The sequence below is a fragment of the Bacillus sp. IBL03825 genome (genome assembly GCF_024712505.1).
Lineage (GTDB): Bacteria > Bacillota > Bacilli > Bacillales > Bacillaceae_G > Bacillus_A > Bacillus_A wiedmannii.
This window is the reverse complement of sequence record NZ_JAMXKE010000001.1, coordinates 2,507,833-2,529,709: the sequence shown is the minus strand read 5'-3', so window position 1 is coordinate 2,529,709 and position 21,877 is coordinate 2,507,833. Positions and strand designations below refer to the sequence as shown.

Genomic DNA, 21,877 nt, shown 5'->3' with positions numbered 1-21,877 from the left:
TCGAGATATCTCACTTTTTCCTTAAAGAGCACTTTTTAAATGTGCTCTTTTTAGGTTTATCAGAATAAAACTAAACATTCCGTCAATAATAAAGATAGGCGAATTTAACCGTCCCTGTAGTTCTTCTCTTTTCTGTATTGAGCAGTTAGCTTTTACTAGCTGCTCCTTTATTTACACATATCGTAAGACTTCGAATACATTATGTTTGAAAGTGCTCTGTTTTATCAAAAGGCGATTCGGCGACGATTGCCTTTTTTATTTCTACAAAATGAAATTTTTATTACATACAATTTCGTATACCATATGCAATCTTGTTTACACTATAAATGTAACTTTAGGTTACACATCTATTACTTGCAGGGCCTAATTTCCTTTTGTTCAACAGGTGGTTAGCTAACTTCGCTGACTGCTTTGTTGTGCCGAATGAATTTTTTATTTCTCAACACCCAACATATGGTATCCATATTCCAATAATAGTAATATAAAGGTACCTTCAGTTATTAAATGTCCCTTTAAAATTTATTCTCTACTAAAATAGCATTTTTGTTATAAATCCCTCTATAAATGCTCTAATTTCCTCAGTATCCAATTAAATCCCACGAAATAGGTGTACCTTTTTTAATATCCTTACTCGCTTTTTTTCCGATAATTTTGGATAAGTGTTTTGGCAATAAACCATTCCCTGGTCTAATAGCTTTAATATTCTCATTTGTAAAGACTTCTCCCGCTTTTATGTTTTCTACTACATATAATGATCTTCTAAATTTTAACGAATCTTTTTCTATATCAGTAGGGCCATAATATACATTCCCCAAAGATTCCCATGCTTTTTCAGTTTCGCTTACTAATAATTTAAATTCAGCTGGTTCCATTGAAAAATCAGCGTCAACTCCTCCATCCGATCTCGAGAGCGTTAAATGTTTCTCAATTACTGTTGCCCCAAAGGCAACACTCGCTACTGATACCCCTACTCCAAGTGTATGATCAGATAAACCTACCTCACACTTAAATAACTCCTTCATATGAGGTATGGTAACTATGTTTGTAGATTTTGGAGATGCAGGATACGTACTTGTACATTTTAATAGAATTAATTCTTTACATCCCTCTTCTCTCGCAGCTCTTACTGCTTCATCTAGTTCAGCAATCGAAGCCATACCTGTCGAAATGATTATTGGTTTTCCTGTTGCTGCTACTTTACGTATGAGGGGAATATCAGTATTTTCAAAAGATGCGATTTTATAACAAGAAACATTTAATGACTCTAGAAAGTCTACAGCTGTTTCATCAAACGGCGTACTAAATGGTACCATCCCTAACTCTATACAGCGATCAAAAATGGGTTTATGCCACTCCCATGGTGTATAAGCTTCTTTATATAAATGATAAAGTGATTTACCTTTCCATAAGCTTTTTGTATCATGAATTAAAAAATCACCATTTTCTATATTTAAAGTCATTGTATCTGGTGTATATGTTTGAATTTTAAATCCTTGTGCCCCAGCCTCCGCAGCTGCCTCTACAATTTGCAACGCCCTATCTAATGATTGATTATGATTCCCTGACATTTCTGCAATAATAAATGGTGGCAAGCTATTGCCAATCTCTCTACCTCTGATATATACATTACTCATCTTTTTCACCTTCAAGTTCTTTTTTTATTGCTTCTTTCCTTTCCGCCCATTGTTCATGAGACAGGGCCATTGTAATAACATCAATATAATCATTATCCCTGTAAATATAGTTTTCATATCTTCCATCTTCTTGGAACCCAAATCTCTGATGGAAATTTAAACTAATACGGTTTGATTCTATTATTTCTGCACACACTTTGTGTATGTCTTTTTTTTCAAAAATATAGTCTAATGCTAATAAACCTAATACCGTTCCAGCACGTTTTACGCTTTGTTTTTCACCTATATAAAATCCCCAATAACAAGTCCGATCCAATTTATCTATTTTTGTAAAATTAACAAATCCAATTGGTTTTTCTTTATATGTTAATAATCTTGCAACTTTTGTATCATCCACTACTAGTTTTTCATACCACTTTAAATGTTCGTCTATTGTTATTTGATGATCTTCATACATAACCGAGCGAATTTCTTTTGTATTCCGCCACTGTAAAATAAGTTCTAAATCTTTCTTTTCTAACCTTTCCAATTGAAAATCCCTAATATTTAACATACTATCCTCCTAAAATAAGTTTTGCTATTTCATTTGAATTACTCGCACACTGTATAGAAAGAGCTTTATTAGACATTTCTTTCACTATTTGATAATCTGATAAAAGTTTGTTTAGACATTTCGTAATTGCTTTATCCGAAACACTTTCAGCTGTACCAATATTCCATGTAGCTCCAACCTTCGCTACAGTCTTGGTTACTTCAATTTGATTTTGGGCAGTTGTAATTGTTATAGAAGGTAATCCAAGAAAGCATCGTTCCCATGTGGTTGTGCCCCCAGCTCCTATCCCTAAATCCGCTCGTATGAGAAACTCTTCCATGTTCTCTATTTGACAATAAAACGAAGCGTTAGAAACACTCTTACAATAAGTTTGAATCTCCTCTTTATGCGGATTTTGGCTTCCTACCACAACGTCTATTTTTAAGTTATCTTTATCTATATTTTGTAAGGCTCTTAACGTTTTTAATGTCTCATTTGTTACATCATGTCCACCAAAAAAAATAAAGATCCTTTCAATTTCTCCTGTCCTTTTTCGTGAAAATTTATTAGCGGCATGAAATTCTGGCCGTAATATAGCATATTTAGGTCCCAGTTTTACTAATGAATGCTCTGGTATTAAATCTTTATAGCGGTCATTAAGGTTATTGTATAAATTTTGGTCTAGTAACAAATCACAGTCGTGCATTCGATTTGCAAGATCATCGATTACCATTATTTTTCTTACATTTTTTCTTAAAGCAGACTCCCACTTATTATCTAATCCATAATGATCAACAATTAACCAATCAAAGTTGGGAAGTTGCGATAAAATATCGTTGGTCTGCTGTGCATCAACAAACCAATGATATTTTAGCCAATTTAAATAACTCCCGTGTTCTGTCCTTAAGAAATTCGTATTCTCACCATCTCCATCTAATACAAACACATGAAATCCCTTATTTAAAATATATTGATGTAAATCACCTTGCAGCTTACGACAAATGAAATATACTTGAGCACCTTTATTCCGTAACTCATGGGCCAATGTTAAACAACGCATAATATGACCGGTACCTATTTCAATAGATGCGTCGGCGCGAAAGGCAATTTTTTTCTCAAGCAAAATACTCCCTCCTCACTAAAAGCACTACAATTTAATAATTTATAATATCGTTTCTCTATTTAGCTCATCTACTAAAGATTGTTGATTTGCCCATTTCAATTTCACATGACTATTAATTTCAATAAGTTCAGGATTTCGAAAGATGTAATCTTTTATTTGATGAAAAAATAATGGTTTAGATTTTACATTCAGACCTTTATAAAGTTCATTGAACAAATCTAAATCTGGTTGTTCATCTAATGTTAACCTCCAAGAAGGATAGCAAAATGATGGAGGGAGTTTTACTATATTGACGCGGAATAAGTGTGGATTATTTATAAAATAAAACGGAAGGTATTCTGCATAGGTTAAAGGTTTTGGGGTTTGTAGTAGTCGTTCGATTGCCTCTAATGTAAAAATATCGCCTGCTGTTCCGACAGGTAACGTACTTAACTCTGCCTGTGTATAATCTGCACCGCTTTTTAAATGTTCATCTAGTAAAAAAGTATTAATTTCTGGTGACACAGCTGGGCAATCCCCTGTAATCCGTATGACTATGTTTGCATTTTCTTGTTTTGCAGCTTGGAACATGCGATCAGCAGTATTTTCTGGATCACCTCTGAAAATCTTAACTTTCCCGTCTAAATTAAATTTTTCCAAAGGGTCATCTTGCGTAATATCTGAAGTAGCAAGTATGATCTGGTGTTTTCCTTGAATAGCTAATGTATTTATAAGACATCGTTCAATGGAAGGAACTCCGTGTATTGGCAATATCGCCTTTAAAGGTAACCTAGTAGATTTTAACCGGCAAAGTACAATTATTACTACCTTTGGAGGCTCAATAACCTCTTTTGTTAATGGGGTACCTGCAGACAAATTATATAGAGCTACCTGAGGTAATAATCCCTCTGCTTCAAGCTCGTTCAGCGCATTTTCTACAACATCTAATTCCATAGTTACTTTATTAGTTGTAATAATCTCTCCTTTTCTAATATCAACTTTTGTAACTGCTCTTAATAATTTTTGGTTTTGCAATTTTAATAACACCCCTTTCATTTAATTTTTAGCAACTCTATAAAACGAAAGAACTTTTCTTACTGCCTTTATTACATCCCACACATCAGCTTCCGTCATTTTAGGAAATAGAGGTAGCGTAATAATTTCCTCATATACGTTTTCTGCTTGTGGACAAATACCTTTTCCATATCCTAACTTTTGATAAAACGGTTGTAAATGTACGGGTATATAGTGCACATTCACACCGATATTTTCTCTTTGTAATGCCTCGTAAATTTCTTTTCGATTACATTTTAATAATTTAGTATTTAAACGAAAAATATAAAGGTGCCAACTTGAATCGGTTTGAGGCAATTGCTTTGGTACTGTGATTTCAGATAAACAACTAAATCCTTTATTATAGATGTCTACATATTTCTTTCGAATCTTAATAAAAGAGTCTAATTTACTTAACTGTGATAAACCAAGAGCAGCTTGTATATCCGTTAATCTGTAGTTGTAACCTAAGAATTGCATTTCATAATACCAAGGCCCATGATTTTCAAGGAGTTTTTGAGGATTCCTTTCAATTCCATGCGTACGGAATTGAACAAGTTTTTCATAAAACAGAGGATTATTTGTGGTAATTACTCCACCCTCTCCGGTAGTAATATGTTTCACCGGATGGAAACTAAACATTGTCATATCACCAATAGAACCAATCTTTTTATTTTTATATGTGGCTCCTAATGCGTGGGCTGCATCTTCAATGATAATCAAATTATTTTTTTTTGCTATTTTTTGTATTGCATCTAACTCTACAGGCTGCCCAGTAAAGTGTACGGGAATGATGGCTTTTGTTTTGTTTGTAATCTTTTCCTCTATTGATTTAGGACTAATGTTATATGTTTCATTGTCAATATCGGCGAAGACCGGCTTTCCACCCTGGTATAAAATACAATTTGCACTTGCTACAAATGTCATTGGAGTTGTAATTACCTCATCTCCCTCAGTTATGCCAGCTGCATAGCAGGCAGCATGCAATGCAGCTGTACCATTTGAAAAAGAAACAGCATATTTTGCTCCCACATATTTCGCAATAGACTTCTCAAACTGTTGAATCGTTGGGCCTGTCGTTAAAAAATCCCCTTTTAATATATCTACAACCGCCTGAATGTCATGTTCATCAATTTGTTGCTGACCATATGGTAAATATGTTTCTCTAACAGGCTTTCCTCCGTGTATAGCAAGAATTTTCTTTACCATCACTTTTTCTCCTTAGGGGCAATTTTTAAAGATTTGATCCACTCTTCTGTTTTAATAACTCCATCTTCTAAAGAAACTTTCGGCTCCCAGTTTAATATTGTTTTTGCCTTTTCATAGTTACATAATAATTTTTGAATTTCACTTTGTGGATGGATATGAGTTATATGATGAATACTTACTTGATTTCCCGAAATCAATTCTGCTAATTTATTAATGGATATATCTTGTCCTGTTCCAGCGTTGATAATATGACCATTTGCTTTTGCAGAGTATCCTGCTGCCACAACAAAATCCGCACAATCTTCAACGTATAAAAGGTCTCTCGTTTGTTTTCCATCCCCATAAATATTTAGTGGTACATTATCTAATTTATTATTTATAAAAATAGCAACGACCCCACCTTCACCACCTGTTTTCTGAAATGGGCCATACGTATTAAATGGGCGAATAACCACTACAGGTAGCTTATAAGCATAATAGTAAGATAAAACCATGTTTTCAGCAGCAATTTTTGATCCAGCATATGGAGAAGCTGGTTTAATCGGATCTAATTCTGATATCCCTTGTATATTAGTAGCTTTATCATAAACCATACAAGTACTCATAAAGACCATTTTGACATGATACTTAAGGCATTGTTCTAACAAATTAAAAGTACCTATTGTATCATTTTCAAAAGTTGTTCTAGCATCATCTATACTATCTTGAACATTAATACTCGCTGCTAAATGATAACAAAGGTCAAATGAATTATTTTCAAATAATTGAGCAATTAACTTTTTATCTTTAATATCTCCTTGAATGCATTGCTTTAAATTTAGATCGTGTGCAAACTCGGTAATATTTACAGTAGTTGAATTTGCTAAGTTGTCTATTATCCATACTTCATGCTTATCCTGCAATAATCTCTTTACAACCCACCTACCAATAAAACCCGCACCACCAGTTACTAATATTTTCATAGTTTATCCCCTCCTGTTAGTAGTTGCTGGTTTAATATTAAATTTCTAAGCTCTTCTTTTGTAATTGCATTTTGATGATCAGAACGGTAAAATCCTGCCTTCGCCCTTTTTGCATTTTCATATTGGGTACCCTTTTTTAATGGGCTAGGAATGATAAACATATCTGGTAATTCAAAAGCCTGTAAAGATTCATCATGTGTCATAAGTTCTTCATACATTTTTTCACCAGGTTTTAACCCAATTTCTTCAATTTTAATATTCTCCTTGGGCAACCCATATAACTTTGTGACTTCTTCTATCATCACTTCACTTAAATGGTTTAATAAAATAACTGGCATTTTTAATATAAAAGTTTCACCACCCTTTGCTATTTTCATCGCTTCAATTGTTAACATAGTAGCTTGGTTCAGTGTCATCATAAATCTACTCATACTAAGGTCCGTTACGGTTATTTTTTGGTTTTGTTTAATTTGATTTTCAAATAAAGGAATGACAGAGCCTCTTGACCCCATAACATTTCCGAAACGAACACTGGCAAATATCGTTTCACTTGAACCTTTTGAATATTCCGCTGACGTAATCAATCTCTCAGCAGTCAATTTTGTTGCACCGTAATTATTTGTTGGTGAAATTGCTTTATCAGAACTTGTAAAAATCACCTTTTTTACTTTCTGAGCAATTGCCGCTTTTATTACATTTTGTGTTCCAAAAATATTGGTCAAAACTGCTTCAAACGGATTATATTCACAAAAAGAAACATGCTTCATTGCGGCCACATGAAACACATAATCAATATTTTCCATCGCACTAAACACTCGATCATAATTGCGAATATCCCCAATTAAATAACGAATATTTTGATTTTCATCCCTGAATTCTTCTTGTAATAAAAATTGATTATATTCACTTCTACTAAAAACCCTTACCACTTTTGGCTTTTCCTGTAGAACTTTAGAAAGAATGCTTTTTCCAATTGTTCCTGTTCCACCAATAATTAAAACGTTTTTACCTTTAAAAAACATAGAAATGTATACCTCCTCTTATAAAGTTACTTTGAGCCAAGAACAATCTCTCCTTAATTCTGGTGTAATTCTATTGGCAAACAATTAAGTGAGAGATAAACTAGCTTTTTGCATATTGAAACATACATTTTTATTACAAATTTATGTTACATATTGTTTATTGAAATCTGAGGATATGATGTTGTTTTAGGAATCCCTTACTTCCAAAAAAATAAGTGATGATAGGCTCAATCTTTTTCACTTTGAATTAAATTTATTAATCTTTTCGTGCATGCTTCTTGCGGATAGTTTTCATTAATAAATTTTCTTCTTAATTCTTTCGCTAGACTTGATTGTGAAGAATCATTTAAAACCTTTTCAACCGTGCTAAGCAAATCCTCAATAGAGTGATTTACAAGCCCATCTAGTGTATCGTAATATTTATAATCTCTATCTTCTAATAGCGATTTATAAACAACTACAGGTATATCTAATAACATTGCTTCTAACCCTACTGTTGAATTTGAGATAACCACAAGATTTGCATGTAAAATAACATCATACATATTTACTTCATTTGTTATATATTTAACATTAGGATATAAGTTACTTAACTTAATGTATTCTCCCACTAGGTTACGTCCTTTTTCCCAAGGATGTGGCTTTATAATAACCGTAATTTTTTTGTCTTTCACTAATTTTTCTGTCAGTTCAGTATAAAATGAAGTTTTAAATGGCTGGGTTGCAATAAAAATCACTTTTGTAGTGGGATCTATTTTTAATGTTTTAAAAAGCTCCTTCTTATCCATATATGTCCTATTGAAGATTTCATCATATCTGGGGTGCCCTAAAATCTCAATTTGAGATTCACTGCCTCCTCTTTGAAGGTACCAATCTTGTTCATATTTTCCATATACGACCTGCTTTGTTGCAAAAACCGGAAAGTATGCCTCTTCTCCCATTATTGCACCATGCTGCAGACAATAACTTGGTATCCCCTCACTTCTAGAAAGAAAAGTAAGAGCTCGACTTGCTATATCTTCCGTAGTACCAACAATCACACCAGAAATATCTTGTTCTTTAAAAATGAAATAGGCCATATTAAGTTTCTCAATCATGATAGGGAGATCACTAATTAATTTTTTTTGAAAAAACATGTTTGAAAATAGTGGGTGCTTATTAAACTTTAAAAAGATTTCTTTAGCTTTTTCTATAAAAACATGTGCATTATTAGAGGCTTTATTTATATAATCTGGTGCACAAATTGTAGGAAGACCATAAAGTTCTGTCTTTTTTGATCTTGTTAATATCTTTGTTTGATTTGGGTTAAAGTGAGTAAAGTTACTTACTGAAAAACGGAGATAATCTGAATTTAGGAGAATTGTTCCATTTCGATTCTTGCTTTTTATTTTTGATTGAAATGAAGACATTATTTTTTCAAACTCTAACTGTAACTGCATTTCCTCTATGGGCTCGATTGACAGTTGCTTATTAAGATTATTTTCTTTCATTTTATTTTTTACATCTGCATCTAAATATTGATAAAAATTACTCAGTAATGGTAAAGGAATATTATAATGCTTTAACTCTGAAAAAACATTTATATACTCTAGATTTAATAACCAGTAATTTTTCAAATAAATATCACTCAATTTTTCACCCTCTTTTTCTTCTTAGGTCTTCTCTTAATTCTTTACATGTTCTTTGTGGTGGTAATAATTGTACAAATTCATTTTTTTCTTCGGCAAATAACTGCGCATGTATTGAATGAGGAGTAATATAATTAATATCTAAAATTTCATCTAAGGGATAAAAATCCCAATAGTGATTTAATCTCCAAAAAAAGCGGGCATCTCCTATCCGATAAAACTGAGGATCTTCATCCCAGTAAGAATTCCACCTTTTTTCAAGAATTGGTAAAACAGAGGCTCTATGCATAATAGAACAATGATCAATTGAACATGGGGCATTATTCGTAATTTTTTTAGCAGGTCTTTCAACCGTTTTAATAGGTAAATCTGATTCATCTACATGAATCGTTTTTGATGCAGAATAAATAATTTGAACCTCTTTATTCTCATCAAGATAACTAGACATCTTTTTAAGGCGTTCTTTTTCATATTGATTATCATCTGTAATATAAGTTATATATTCCCCTTTCGCCTGCTTAAGTGCCTCATTAATTAAAGCCGCATATCTGACTTTTTTTGTGCGTTCAGAAATATGAGCCACATTACTTTTATAAAAATGTACATTTTCCTTATTTATGAATGGTCGAATAACCTTCTGGGTCATTTCATTAGAATCATCATCCATAATAAAAAGTTCAAAATCTTGAAAAGTTTGGTTTAATACACTTAATATTGATTTTTCAACAAACGTAGGCTTATTGTAACTTGTCATTATAACTGAAATTTTAGGCAAATCTCCCTCTCCTCCTTATCAACAAATACAAAAACAGTTACGTTATTATATAAACAAGAAGGACAATCCGTTCCGATAATTTTTAAAAAGATTTATATATCTATTAAAATTTATAGCAGCATGTATTTTTCCACTCCACTATAATCCATACCATATCTATTACAAAGTAATAAACTATTCAAGTATAAATAAGAAAGTATCAATACAGGTTTAATTATTAGATTTCACTAGAAAAACCACATTCAATATTCTCAAAAGAGGTGAAGACTTTGCAACCCCTAATATCAATTATCCTTACTAGCTATAATAAACCAACATTAATTAATCAAGTTATTGAAAGTGTCCTAATGCAAACTTATAAAGAATGGGAACTTTTTATTATGGATGATAACTCCTGTCCGGAAACTATAAATATTATAAAAAATTATTTAGATGATCCTCGAATTAATTATAAAAATAGTATTATACAAGATAATGAGAGATATAAAACCACAAGATATGCAACTCTTATCAATGAGGCACTTCCATTAACCCATGGAGATTATATTTGTTATTTAACGGATGATACTATGTATCTTCCAAATAGATTAGCTGAAATGTTATCTTTCTTAGAAAAACATCCTGAAATAGATGTAGTGTACTCTTCTCAATACGTAAAATATGTTGATTACAACCTACAGCCTATACATGAATTTGTGAGAGAAGCTTCAAAAATTTTATATACAGCTGCAAATGTTGTAGATCACTGTTCAGTTATGCATACTAGAAGAATATTATTACAGGTTTATGAAAAATATTGCGAATATTGGGATACAAACCCTATATATTGGTTTGTTGGAGATGCAATGTTTTGGAAACGCCTAAATACATTCCAACCTTTTTATCCTATTAGCAAAGTGCTCGATATTACTTTTAAGACACCATTTTCTTTCCAAAACCTATATGCTAACCTCCCTTCAAAAGATTTAAATGGTATTTTGTTTAGTAATTCACAAGGTGAAGTATTTTTGATTGATAATTTTAAACGTAGGCTCATTTCAAAAGACATGATTTCCTACTTCAAATATAATCAAAATGAAATTGTCTTAATCCCCGATCCATTCATCTACAAATATACAGAAGGTCCCCCCATAACCCTTGCAGAATCAATTCCAAATTTACGGGTTGTACAAAACGAAAAAAAAGAGTTGTTTTATATAGAAAATAATCAAAAACGTCTTTTCATTAACACGATAGCATTTCGCAAATTTAAATTTACAGCTCAAGAAATTATTAAAGTTTCACAAAATAGTTTAGATCAATTTTCAGATGGACCACCTATTCATCCGAATTTATCCAATCAAACAATCCTCCCTGAAGGAAAAGTATTTATTTATCATAACAATTATTTCATTATGACAAATCACATGCTTCATCCAATAGATAAAGATATATTACAAAAACTTTATTTATTAAAGAACTGTATAGCAATTTCAAAGACCAATTTAGCCCACTTTAAGATTGGTCCTCCTATTTCATCATATCCCTCTCACTTAGCTGAAGAATACCGAGAAGAGTGACAGGGATTTTACAAATAAATATAAAAAGAAGGTTGCCTCAAATATAGCTGAATAGCTACTTGGGTTAACCTCTTTTTATTACATCTATGAATGCTCTAATCACTCTTAGCTTTTGTTAGCCGCTTTTCAACTCAAATTTCTAAAACTAATACACTTTTCCCCATTCTTTATTGTATATTTTAATAAGCATTTCGCCTACTAAAACCTTATTTTTTTGCGGCTATTTATTTGTTTCAATATGATAATTTTTCATCTCATATATGCAATAGACAATGATAGCTAAACTCCAACTGACACCATAGTAATCATGTTTGTAAAAGTCATATCCTGCCTTAATACCTTTTTCTATTACAACCAACGTAAATCCTAAAGCCATCCATGTGTTAATTTTCATCTTGATAAACGTTATAGATATAAGTATTAAAAAACAAGATATTTGTAAGACAATTTATTATTTACTCATATTTTTAAATGTATACTGCATTAAACGTTCATTAACACTATACACATAGCGTTAACTATCTTAATTGAATATTAGTAATAGTAAGTATAAACATTATCAATTCACTATATATTACATTTATGTAAAAATAGATGTATGTTAAGCTTTTCAAAATCTTTCCCCTAATAAAGATTTGAAGTAGCATTTCATGGTTCTCCTTACTGTTAATATGCCTTGAAAAAGAACCCTATAGGGTTCTTTTTCTTCTCATTAGATCCTCAGCGAGTCTTTATTTAACATTACAAACAGGACTACCAATTACTTGCAGCCCTGTTTGCACGTTAATATACACTTATATTAAGTACTTACCACTTTATTTTTTAGGAATTAACCCCAACTAAACATGTCATTATCAATTAGATATATAACACTTCAAAATTTAGAAGTGTACAATAACAAATCTTTCCCAGCTTCCAGCTACATAACGTTTAATTCCCTTTTGATTTATAACCAACAGCTTCAGACTTTAGCGTTTTATTTGTGCTACTTCGTTTTTTTTGGGGAAAGAATCCTACAATTAATAACGCCAACATCCATGCCAGTATGAGCATTATATTTATTCTATTGCTTGCACTTAAACTTAAAGTGCTCCACATGTAGGTGCGACAAAACAAGTACAGAGCAATACTAAAAAGTAGAAGTGTTCTAACTCCAACTCTAATGTAAGTTTTTTTCTCGTGTTTCAAAATAAAAGCTCTTTTCCTCTGTTTAAATCTAATTACAAATAGTAGCAAGTATATACCAAGTACTGCCCCAATAACGACGGATATAATAGCATTTATTTTTCTTTGCTCTTCGAAGGCAAAATAACTTTCGAGGAACTTCCCCAGTCTCGTGTTTTATCCATTCATGGTAAATGTCCTGTCTTACATCTTTACCATTCTCACCATTCGTGAAAATGACTAATCCATCCTTTGGTAGCCATAAAAGGAATGCCACCCCCGATTATCACCAGAATGGTACATCATTTTCCATTGATTAGATAACTTACTCTCAAATATACCTAAACCATTCTCACCTAATACCGGATTTTGCATTTCCTCCACACGTTCACTTTTGATGACACCATACCCCTTACCTTTATGATCAGTAGTTTCCATGCTTGCCAGTATGAAAGTCATCATATCCGTAACATTTGTTCTGAGACCTGCAGCAGCCTGTTCGGTATATTGATAATTCGGGATTTCTTGGCCAAAGTATCCGTAAGCTTTCGAAAGATTTGAATTATCCGGGGTTTGTCGGAATGAGTTAGATTTCATTCCTAATGGTTCCATAATTTGTTTACCCATGTAACGTTCAAAGGGAATTCCTATCACCTCTTCAATAACAAGCTGCAAAATCGTATAGCCAATCCCGGAGTATATCGCTTCTGAACCTGGCTTTTTAATTATCTCAACAGAATCACTATTCCTGCATTTCCCAGACAGTGATTCTTCAATAGCATTGAGCGGTTCCCCAGATACCACTCCTAAATACCCTTTATGTGTGGACAATCCTGCCGTATGGCTTAATAACCTTCTTATCGTGACTTCATTATTATCAAACTTCGAATTTTGTAATTTCCATTTACTTAGATAGTTGCCCACCGGTTCATCTAATGATAGAAGCCCTTCGTCTACAAGATGTAGAACTACCCAAGCAGTAAGACTTTTGGACACCGAACCTGCCTGAAATAAAGTATAATCATTCACTTCTTTTCTCTTATTTTTATCTGCATAACCATAATTTAGTGTATAAGCAATACGCCCATTGTTTACAACTCCTATCACAACCCCTGGTACATCATAATCCTGCTGCCATTTAGGTACTTGCTCATCCATCTTTTTCTTAAAGTTTTCTATGCTCCTATCAGCTAAAATTTTCGATTGTGCCCTTACTACTTTCGTGGAAGTCAATTCACTCATAATGAATATAAATATGCATACAGCATTTTTAAAAAAACTAGATGTTCTTTTACTTTTTCATAATATTCTATTCTTTATACAGATTATTTTATTCAAACATCCAATTCTATCGATTTTAATTACATAACCTTACAAATTTGTAATAAAAATCAATCCCGTACATTTTTCAGGCTATTCACTTTCCAATATCAGTAGATACTAGTACTTATTCTTGTGGGACATTACGACCATAAAAAAGAGTACCCCGTGTCAGTTCGCTTTTTCTAAGAAGATATTCTATTTGTATTCACTCGATAGTTAATTGAAATAAAACATTCAAAAAACCATTAACTATCTCTCAATAGCTTGAATGAATGGGAAACAGTTAATAATGTGAGTTTTTTACAAGTTACATTAAAAAATATAGCTGTTGATGAAAACAAGAGTATATATAATAGAGAGAGTATTTTCATTTCACTTTTATATAAATAAAAGCCAAATAGCCGTTCATAATGAACTGCTATTTAGCATCTTACTAATAATTTGAATATTCTTCATGTTAATCTATTTTGTTTAATCCCGTAGAAGTAACTTGATAGGTTCTTTTTTTGCCTATATATTCTTGTTTATTATTCTCAAGGTTAATAAGTGTAGCGCGTGTCTTTTCCTTTACTGCTTCCCCTTCTATATGGGTAAACTCAATGTAATCTCCCACTTTTACGGGCACGGCTTGGCTTTCAGCAGTTTGTTGTCTATTTCCCACTATTTCCTTATTGTACACAACACTACCGGATGAATTCTGTACTTTAATACTTGCATACGTATTATTAAAGTAAGAATGTGGTACACCTGCTTCTAAATTCACCTGCATTTTCTCTGTTGCCCTATTATAATCTACTTTTGCGATTTCCCTATCACTATATCCCTTTAAAGACCAACCAAATTGATTTCCGTCTAAAACCGTTGTTTCTGGCATTTTTTCTACTTTCTTCATGCCTTCTTTTGTAACTTCATACATTGCTTTTTTTCCAAAGCTTTCTTGTTTACTGTTATCTACATTTGTTAAAGTAGCTCTATGCACACCTTCTAGATGTGTTAACTCAATATAATCTCCTACTTTAACTGGAACTTTTTGCGATTCAGCATTTTGTTGTTTGTTTCCATAAATGTCTTTCTTGTATACTACTTTGCCTGATGCATTTTGTACTTTAATACTCGCATATGTTTCATTAAAATAGTGATGCGGTACGCCTGCTTTTAAGTCCACTTGCATTTCTTCTGCCGACTTATTGAAATTGATTTTAGCAAACTCAAAATCACTTATTCCTTTTAGTGACCATGCAAATTGATTCCCATCTAAAATTGTTGATTCTGGCATTTTTTCTACTTTTTTCAGACCTTCTTTTGTAACTTCGTACATTGCTTTTTTTCCAAAGCTTTCTTGTTTACTATTATCTATATTTGTTAAAGTAGCTCTATGCACACCTTCTAGATGTGTTAACTCAATATAATCCCCTACTTTAACTGGAACTTTTTGCGATTCAGCATTTTGTTGTTTGTTTCCATAAATGTCTTTCTTGTATACTACTTTGCCTGATGCATTTTGTACTTTAATACTCGCATATGTTTCATTAAAATAGTGATGCGGTACGCCTGCTTTTAAGTCCACTTGCATTTCTTCTGCCGACTTATTGAAATTGATTTTAGCAAACTCGAAATCACTAATTCCTTTCATTGACCACGCAAACTGTCTTCCTTCTAAAATATTATTTGCATTAGGCACATTTGGTTTAATCGGATTAGAATCAGTACCCTTCCAAATCTCTGCTGTTAAAATTGGATATCCTAATGCAGCCACTTTTTGAATGGTATCATTATTTGGACGTAATCCCCACTTCTCAAAGAAAGGCATCAAATTTTGTTTGGCTACTTTTGATGCTGAGATCATAAATAATTGTTTTTTATTTTCATCTGTTTGTGGAAGTTCATCAGAAGGCATATCTCTATACAATTGATGCAGTTTAGGATAGAAGTCTTCTCCATATGCTAATTGTAGTTGCCAAAGCATAACAAGCTTAACAAAAGCATCACTAATTTCATCATAATTTTTATTAGATTGTTCTAAGTATTGAAATGCCTTAGTATAAGCACCCTCTTGTTGCAATCTAAAAGGTTGATTAGATGTAAATGCTTTTTCTACAGAAAGGCTGTAAATATTATTTTGTACTTCTGTCATATTATAAAACTTCCAAGGTGATTGCTGTCTCAAATGCCCTGCCTCATGCCATGGACCCCAACCATCTTTTATAAATTTATTAATATCTAACACGTATTGGATTGCGTCTCCCACATATGCGGTTCGATAAGAAGTTGCATACATATAATAATCAGGAGAATGATTTTCTTCTACGTAATGAATATAATGTTTATCTGCTTGTTCTTCAGATAATCCAGCTACTTTGTCTTGAATTCGAGTAGCTTCATCCATCTTTTTTAAGAGTTGTACAGGATCTGTATTAGAACCTAACAAATATTTCTTAACACGTGCCGGGCTGGCCGTAATTAATACACGTTCTCCTTTTAACTCCACCGCATGTGCATTTGGATATTGGTCCAGCATGTTTATTAAATCTTGTTTCGTATGTTTGCCTAGTTCAAAGAAAGGAGTAGTCGCTCCACCCGTTGTGATTGTTGTTCGAATAGTGCCACCTTGTTGTTTATTATAAAAATAAATCATCCCCCCATTTGGAGATTGAATCGTGTTTATACCAGGTTTTAATGTAAATGATTTTATTTTAGAATCTTCTCTCCAAGAAGCATCATACGAATACGTTCCAATGTATGCTTGAATATTTTGATTTCCTTCTACATTAATCGTTATTTGTTCATTTGGCTTTGCATATAAACCAGTGGGTTCATATGGACTAAATGCCATACTTTTTCTTTCCTGTTGTTTCAGTACCTCAACATCCCCTTTTCCTGGGACTGTATATGTTCTGTTTTCTGATTTAACTGACTTTCCCTCTTGCAGTAATGTCGATATTTTTTTTTGCTGCTTTGTTTCCTCTGCAATGATATCTGTTGTAGAAATCATTGCAGTTGCAAGCATAGTTACTGTAGCGGTGGCTGCAAGTATTTTTCTAGTTTTATATTTTGAGTTATTCCCCATATTATCTCCCTCATTTTCCCTTAGTACATGTAAGGACTATTATTTTATTTATCATGTTTTTACATCAAAAACTATTTACGCTATTTATGTTGTATCTAATACTCTATTTTTTCTCATAATAGTCTCCTTTTCTTTATTTCTAATTGTTTATAAATGTTATTTGATGACACATAAAATAACAACTTTACAATAAACTCATCAATAACAACCTATTATGTTTTGATTTAGTATTCTTAACTTCCATCTAATTGTATAAAAGTATTCAATTAGGAAAATAAGAATATAAAGCTCACTAATCATAGATTAGGTTTTACGGAAAAATTCATAAAAATCATTCACCTTAAAAATTCAAACTTGTATAACTACTTTCTACATATAGGATGGAATTATAAAAATATTTCAATAAAACAAAAGACAGAGGCCTGATTATACCTCCGTCTTTTCAATTTATAAAGAACAAAAATTATTTTATAACTGTATAAATGCCCTTGCAACAAATACCGTATTCCGCTATTTTTTTGAAGAAACAGGATCCATTTTTAATGTTTTTATCCCTTCTTTTAATGTAAACGCATCCGCTCTCAATGTTTTCCAACTATCTTTCGCTGCATTCAAATTAGGTTTTAGGAATTTGAATTTATTTTGATCCGCTTTTTGGGATGCTTTATCAATATGACTAAGCACTCCCGAATATTGAGAATCTAAATCATGCCATTGTGCAGACATATAGGTAAGTGCATTAATAGCCGATCCAATCGCATTGTGCATTTCATTAATATTATTATACGCAACACCAACTACACGATTTAATGTTACTTTATAATCTATAGTCTGACGTAATTGTGCTAACAATGGCTCTAACGTACCTAAATTATTTCTTGCTACCCCTATCATTACACCACCAGCAATCCACGTAGGAATTGAGGGAATTGATACAGTTATAATTCCATCTGATTCTACTTGTTTAAAATGTCTTACTTGCTCTAAAACTTCATTTAGGCGCTTTTCATCTTCATCAATTCCAGATGCTTGGTTTTTCAGAATCGAATGCAAAATATCTTTATGACCTCCAAATGCCCGGACATCTTCTCCAATACTATCTCTTAACTCAGCCAGTTCTTGTATTAAATTCTGTGTATATACTTGATTTTGTTTAATCTCACCTTGTAAATCTGTAATGCCTTCTTTTAATGTGTCTGCATCCCCTTCATTAATCGCTTCTACTAATGTGTCATAATAATTGTCGAATTTAGTATCATACTCTACAATCCCCGTCAGTGTATCTAAAAGTTGTTTTTTTATGTGTGAATCCCATTTCGTAGCATGCTCTCTTGCATTCTTTTGATCTTGTAGAATTTGACTAGGTAGATTTGTATATCCTTTAATGTCAATTCCTTCAAAGTTAACATCTGGGTTTTTAATTAACAAATAAGAGTAATCATTCATAGACTTTGCAAATACCCCAGCATCTTGCAAAGCTTTTTTCATCTTTTCGCTGTTTACAGAAAGAGATATATCTTCGGTACTAGTTTGTTCCATTTTACTTTCATTTGCGAAGGCTGCCACTGGAGAAACTACAGTAGTTGTTGTCAGAGTCAAAAACGTCGATACAGCAAGTAGTTTATAAGGAAAGTTTTTATTCATTCTAATTCCTCCTATACATATATATTGATTTTTAGTTTGTTTTTTCTTGTTTAAAAGCAATGTCTTTTGAAATGAATTCTGCATCCTTATGAATATCATTCCAACTTTGTTTTGCAGCCTTTAAATCATCAGGTATTAAAGAAAGTTTATGTTCTTGCATTTGGTCGATATTATCATATAGATCTTTATAATTCGCTCCCATCGTATTCCATTGTTGCTGAATATTCGTTAGAGACATGATTGCTTGATCCACTGTTTGATACAAATATGTCAACGTGTCTTTTGTATTAGTAAGTGAAATAACTGCTTGGTTAGCAAGATCGGCTTTCATACTTAATTCTCCGATTCTATTAGAAATTTCGTTATAGGAGCTCATATGATTAGATGCCACAACACCAGCTGCTGTTCCTAAACCGATACCAGCTGCCCCTAGAGCTGTTAGACCACCAACAACAGCTGGTGTCGCTGTGCCACCGGTCACAACAATTACTACCGCTCCTGCAATCGTTCCAATAACTAAAATAGCTGCTCCTAATCCACCACCAATTGACCAGGCTAATACATTATCAAAATGCGCTTTCTGCGTAGAACGTAAATTCTCAATTTCGGCCTGAAGTTGTGGGACTAGTGCTTGTTTTCCCGCTAATATAGCCGTTAATCCCCCTTGTCCATCTGGACCTCCAACATTATTTTTAAAATCTACAGTATTTGTATACAACTTTGTTTTAAAAGCTTCTAACATCTTAATAACTTCCGTAACTTCATTTGAATTTGTATGAATTGTACCGATTAAATCCCCTATTCCTTCTTTGAGGCCCGCCTTATCTTTCTTTTTTACAGTATCTACTAGTGTGTCGTAATAATTTTGAAATTGTTCATCATAATTTACAATATTACGTGCTGTCTTTTGAATGTTTGGCTTCGCTGTATCTAGCCAGTAATTTGCATTGATTCGTGACAGTTCCTGATTCAGGTGAATGTTTTTGATTAATTCTCCACCTCCTGAACCTAAATCAATGTTGGATAAATTTACATTCGGTTGCTTAATCATTGTTTTTGCGTACAAATCCATTACAAGAATATGAGAGCCTGTTTCAGCCAACACTTTCTTTAACCCTTCAGGTCCTAACGCATAATTTTCTATTTTCTGTTCTTGTGCTGTCTGTTCTTGTGCAAGTGCGTGAATAGTACTACCATTCGTAGCAGTTATAACCGTTGCTAAAGCGGCCAAAGTTATGACCTTAAATGGAAATTTCATTTTTTGATTCTCCTCCTTATTTTCAGTTGCGTTATAATTTTTTCGTTAAATATTATTTCTTAATATTAAAATTTATTAACTTGTTCTTCGAGTTGATTTGTTACATTTTTTAGTCGTCTTAATGTATCTTTTTGAGACTGAGTGTTATTAGTATCAACTTCAGTCGATAATTTTGTAATACTATTATTTATTAGATTCAAATCCTCTTTATAACGTTTCATTAGCTCAATTTCTCCATCTACTTGATTAGCAAATGTATGCAAATCATTTTGCATGAAAAGAATCATTGATTTTTGTAAATCTGCTACTGTTAATTTAGTTGTTAAGTCATATAATTTTTGATTCTGTTTCTCTAGATCATCTAAATGCGCTCGTTGCTCTGCTGTTAGTTTATTAATTTCTGCAAAAGTACTATATGTTTTTTTAATTTTTTCAGGATCAATTACTTTCATAAGATCATACTCTTTCGTTTTCGTAACTGCAGCTGCAGCAATTTCACCTTTTTTACTTTTCTCTATCGTTTCACGTGCCTCTTTTTTGGCAACTTCAATTTCTATAGCTGATTTTCCCTTTTCTGTTGCCTCTTGCTCTGCTTTCTTCTCTGCTTCTACAATAGCATTGTTTATTTCTTTTCCTTTGTTATACGCTACTACTGCTGTTTGAGCAGCCGGTTCAATGATATCTTTTGATAGACTATAAATTTCTTGGAATACCTTTAGCCCTTGTTCATTTAAAGCTCCTGGTAATAATGCTATTTGCTGTAAATCATTTTGAATTGATTTTTTTGTATTTAGCATTTCATTCTTTAACTTGTCTATTTTTCCTGTTCCCTCTGAACTAAGTACACTCTGTGCTTTTACCACATCTGTATCAAGATTTTTCAGTTTCTTATCTACCTGTAGTTTAAGATCTGTTAACTCATTAATCTGACGTTGCACGTTTTCTTGGTTTGTTATAGTCATATCTTGAAGAACTTCCAGTCTATCTAAAAACCCTTCTTTATCTTCCTTATTATCTACAAATCCTTTTAATGTTGGATAATAGCTATTAAATTTGGTTGCAAATCCTTTGCTTTTTGAATTTAATAGAATTAATTTTGGATATAGTTCTGATGACCACTCTTTCATATCTTGTTTAATTAGAAATTGAGTTGTATTTAAAGATGGAACTTCTTCAAGTTGCACATTCGGACTTGCTAAGGCTCCATCTATAAAGGTTTGTGTTAATTTGGAGTGTGCACCTATTTTTCGTAATGCTGAGGAAATATCTATATTATCTTGTTTCGTTTCCGCCTGAACGATTGGCATTGCGAGAGTATTGATAGGAATAGTCGCTCCAGTAACGATTGATGTTATTAAAAATCCTGTCATAATTTTATTCTTCATTCCGTACACCTCTTCACTATTGTTTTTTACAGTTTTAATCGTAAATGTTGTACAACCTAACGTTAGGATTTCATCACACACACTTGAGGAGAGAAATTTTTTCGATAGAGTAATCGTATCTCGTTTTTTATTTATTTTTGATAGAATATAAGGACCTTACTTCCCCCTCATTTTAAACACTATGTTTTTCATAAGTAAACCTGAAAATCACATTGATTAAATTTGATTTTTCAGATATTTATTATTTGAATTTAAAAATATTATATTTAAAAAAGTTATATACAAATTTCATTTCATAAAGTGAAATAATTATACTATGATAATTAAACATAAAAATTCTTTGATTCCCTTAAATCTATATGAATCCCCTTACCTAAAAATGATTTTAATATAATTTAATAGGGATTAGCACATATGTGTCTTTTATATGGATATGTAAAATTACATATCCATATAGGAGTATCTAGCTTAACTAGTCCAAAATATTATTATCGTATACATAATAATATTATTGCTACGAACACCACAGGAGAAAATTTCCCTCATGCACTTTAGGGGAT

The 21,877-nt window shown here is 32.3% G+C and carries 14 protein-coding genes and 2 pseudogenes; 1 reads left to right on the top strand and 15 read right to left on the bottom strand.

Going from position 1 to position 21,877, the window contains the following annotated elements; all coding sequences use genetic code 11:
* Nucleotides 1–578 precede the first annotated feature (578 nt).
* The 9 genes from pseI to NHG49_RS12895 all read right to left on the bottom strand — a co-directional run bounded on the left by pseI (nt 579) and on the right by NHG49_RS12895 (nt 9,917).
* On the bottom strand, nt 579–1,634 hold the full coding sequence (gene pseI, locus NHG49_RS12935; protein WP_064475268.1) for a pseudaminic acid synthase: 1,056 nt from the start codon (nt 1,632–1,634) through the stop codon (nt 579–581).
* Nucleotides 1,627–2,187, bottom strand: coding sequence for a UDP-4-amino-4,6-dideoxy-N-acetyl-beta-L-altrosamine N-acetyltransferase (gene pseH / locus NHG49_RS12930; RefSeq protein WP_064475267.1), 561 nt, complete (start codon nt 2,185–2,187; stop codon nt 1,627–1,629). The genes pseI and pseH overlap by 8 nt, the downstream gene beginning before the upstream one ends.
* Nucleotide 2,188: 1 nt before the next feature.
* Nucleotides 2,189–3,289 (bottom strand): UDP-2,4-diacetamido-2,4,6-trideoxy-beta-L-altropyranose hydrolase, encoded by a 1,101-nt coding sequence (pseG, locus tag NHG49_RS12925; protein ID WP_222655326.1) that lies wholly within the window; start codon nt 3,287–3,289, stop codon nt 2,189–2,191.
* 39 nt (nt 3,290–3,328) lie between these two features.
* On the bottom strand, nt 3,329–4,324 hold the full coding sequence (locus NHG49_RS12920) for a cytidylyltransferase domain-containing protein (protein ID WP_064475265.1): 996 nt from the start codon (nt 4,322–4,324) through the stop codon (nt 3,329–3,331).
* A complete protein-coding gene (gene pseC / locus NHG49_RS12915; protein ID WP_064475264.1) occupies nt 4,325–5,530 on the bottom strand; it encodes a UDP-4-amino-4,6-dideoxy-N-acetyl-beta-L-altrosamine transaminase in 1,206 nt (401 codons plus the stop codon). It lies immediately after the preceding gene.
* Nucleotides 5,530–6,492, bottom strand: coding sequence for an NAD-dependent epimerase/dehydratase family protein (locus NHG49_RS12910; RefSeq protein ID WP_064475263.1), 963 nt, complete (start codon nt 6,490–6,492; stop codon nt 5,530–5,532). Before NHG49_RS12910 ends, pseC begins: the two co-directional genes overlap by 1 nt.
* Nucleotides 6,489–7,514 (bottom strand): SDR family NAD(P)-dependent oxidoreductase, encoded by a 1,026-nt coding sequence (locus NHG49_RS12905; RefSeq protein WP_064475262.1) that lies wholly within the window; start codon nt 7,512–7,514, stop codon nt 6,489–6,491. Before NHG49_RS12905 ends, NHG49_RS12910 begins: the two co-directional genes overlap by 4 nt.
* Before the next feature lie 227 nt (nt 7,515–7,741).
* Nucleotides 7,742–9,145 (bottom strand): CDP-glycerol glycerophosphotransferase family protein, encoded by a 1,404-nt coding sequence (locus tag NHG49_RS12900; RefSeq protein WP_098101938.1) that lies wholly within the window; start codon nt 9,143–9,145, stop codon nt 7,742–7,744.
* A gap of 4 nt (nt 9,146–9,149) precedes the next feature.
* On the bottom strand, nt 9,150–9,917 hold the full coding sequence (locus NHG49_RS12895) for a glycosyltransferase family 2 protein (RefSeq protein WP_001124411.1): 768 nt from the start codon (nt 9,915–9,917) through the stop codon (nt 9,150–9,152).
* Nucleotides 9,918–10,186: 269 nt separating this feature from the next.
* Here NHG49_RS12895 and NHG49_RS12890 point away from each other — a divergent pair, with 269 nt between their 5' ends.
* Nucleotides 10,187–11,476 (top strand): glycosyltransferase family 2 protein, encoded by a 1,290-nt coding sequence (locus tag NHG49_RS12890; protein ID WP_064475259.1) that lies wholly within the window; start codon nt 10,187–10,189, stop codon nt 11,474–11,476.
* Between the two features lie 220 nt (nt 11,477–11,696).
* Here NHG49_RS12890 and NHG49_RS12885 read toward each other — a convergent pair.
* The 6 genes and pseudogenes from NHG49_RS12885 to hblC form a co-directional block, all read right to left on the bottom strand.
* A pseudogene (locus tag NHG49_RS12885) lies at nt 11,697–11,931 on the bottom strand (hypothetical protein); the annotation flags it as partial.
* Between the two features lie 475 nt (nt 11,932–12,406).
* Nucleotides 12,407–13,882 (bottom strand): annotated as a pseudogene (locus tag NHG49_RS12880) (serine hydrolase).
* Between the two features lie 538 nt (nt 13,883–14,420).
* Nucleotides 14,421–17,030 (bottom strand): putative mucin/carbohydrate-binding domain-containing protein, encoded by a 2,610-nt coding sequence (locus NHG49_RS12875; RefSeq protein WP_098101940.1) that lies wholly within the window; start codon nt 17,028–17,030, stop codon nt 14,421–14,423.
* A 510-nt stretch (nt 17,031–17,540) separates the two neighbouring features.
* Nucleotides 17,541–18,674, bottom strand: coding sequence for a hemolysin BL binding component B (gene hblA / locus NHG49_RS12870; RefSeq protein ID WP_064475212.1), 1,134 nt, complete (start codon nt 18,672–18,674; stop codon nt 17,541–17,543).
* 31 nt (nt 18,675–18,705) lie between these two features.
* The gene (gene hblD / locus NHG49_RS12865) at nt 18,706–19,932 is read right to left on the bottom strand and encodes a hemolysin BL lytic component L1 (protein WP_098101942.1); all 1,227 of its coding nucleotides are present in this window, start codon (nt 19,930–19,932) and stop codon (nt 18,706–18,708) included.
* Between the two features lie 65 nt (nt 19,933–19,997).
* Entirely contained in the window at nt 19,998–21,317 is a 1,320-nt protein-coding gene (gene hblC / locus NHG49_RS12860; protein WP_064475210.1) for a hemolysin BL lytic component L2, read from the bottom strand.
* Nucleotides 21,318–21,877: the final 560 nt, after the last annotated feature.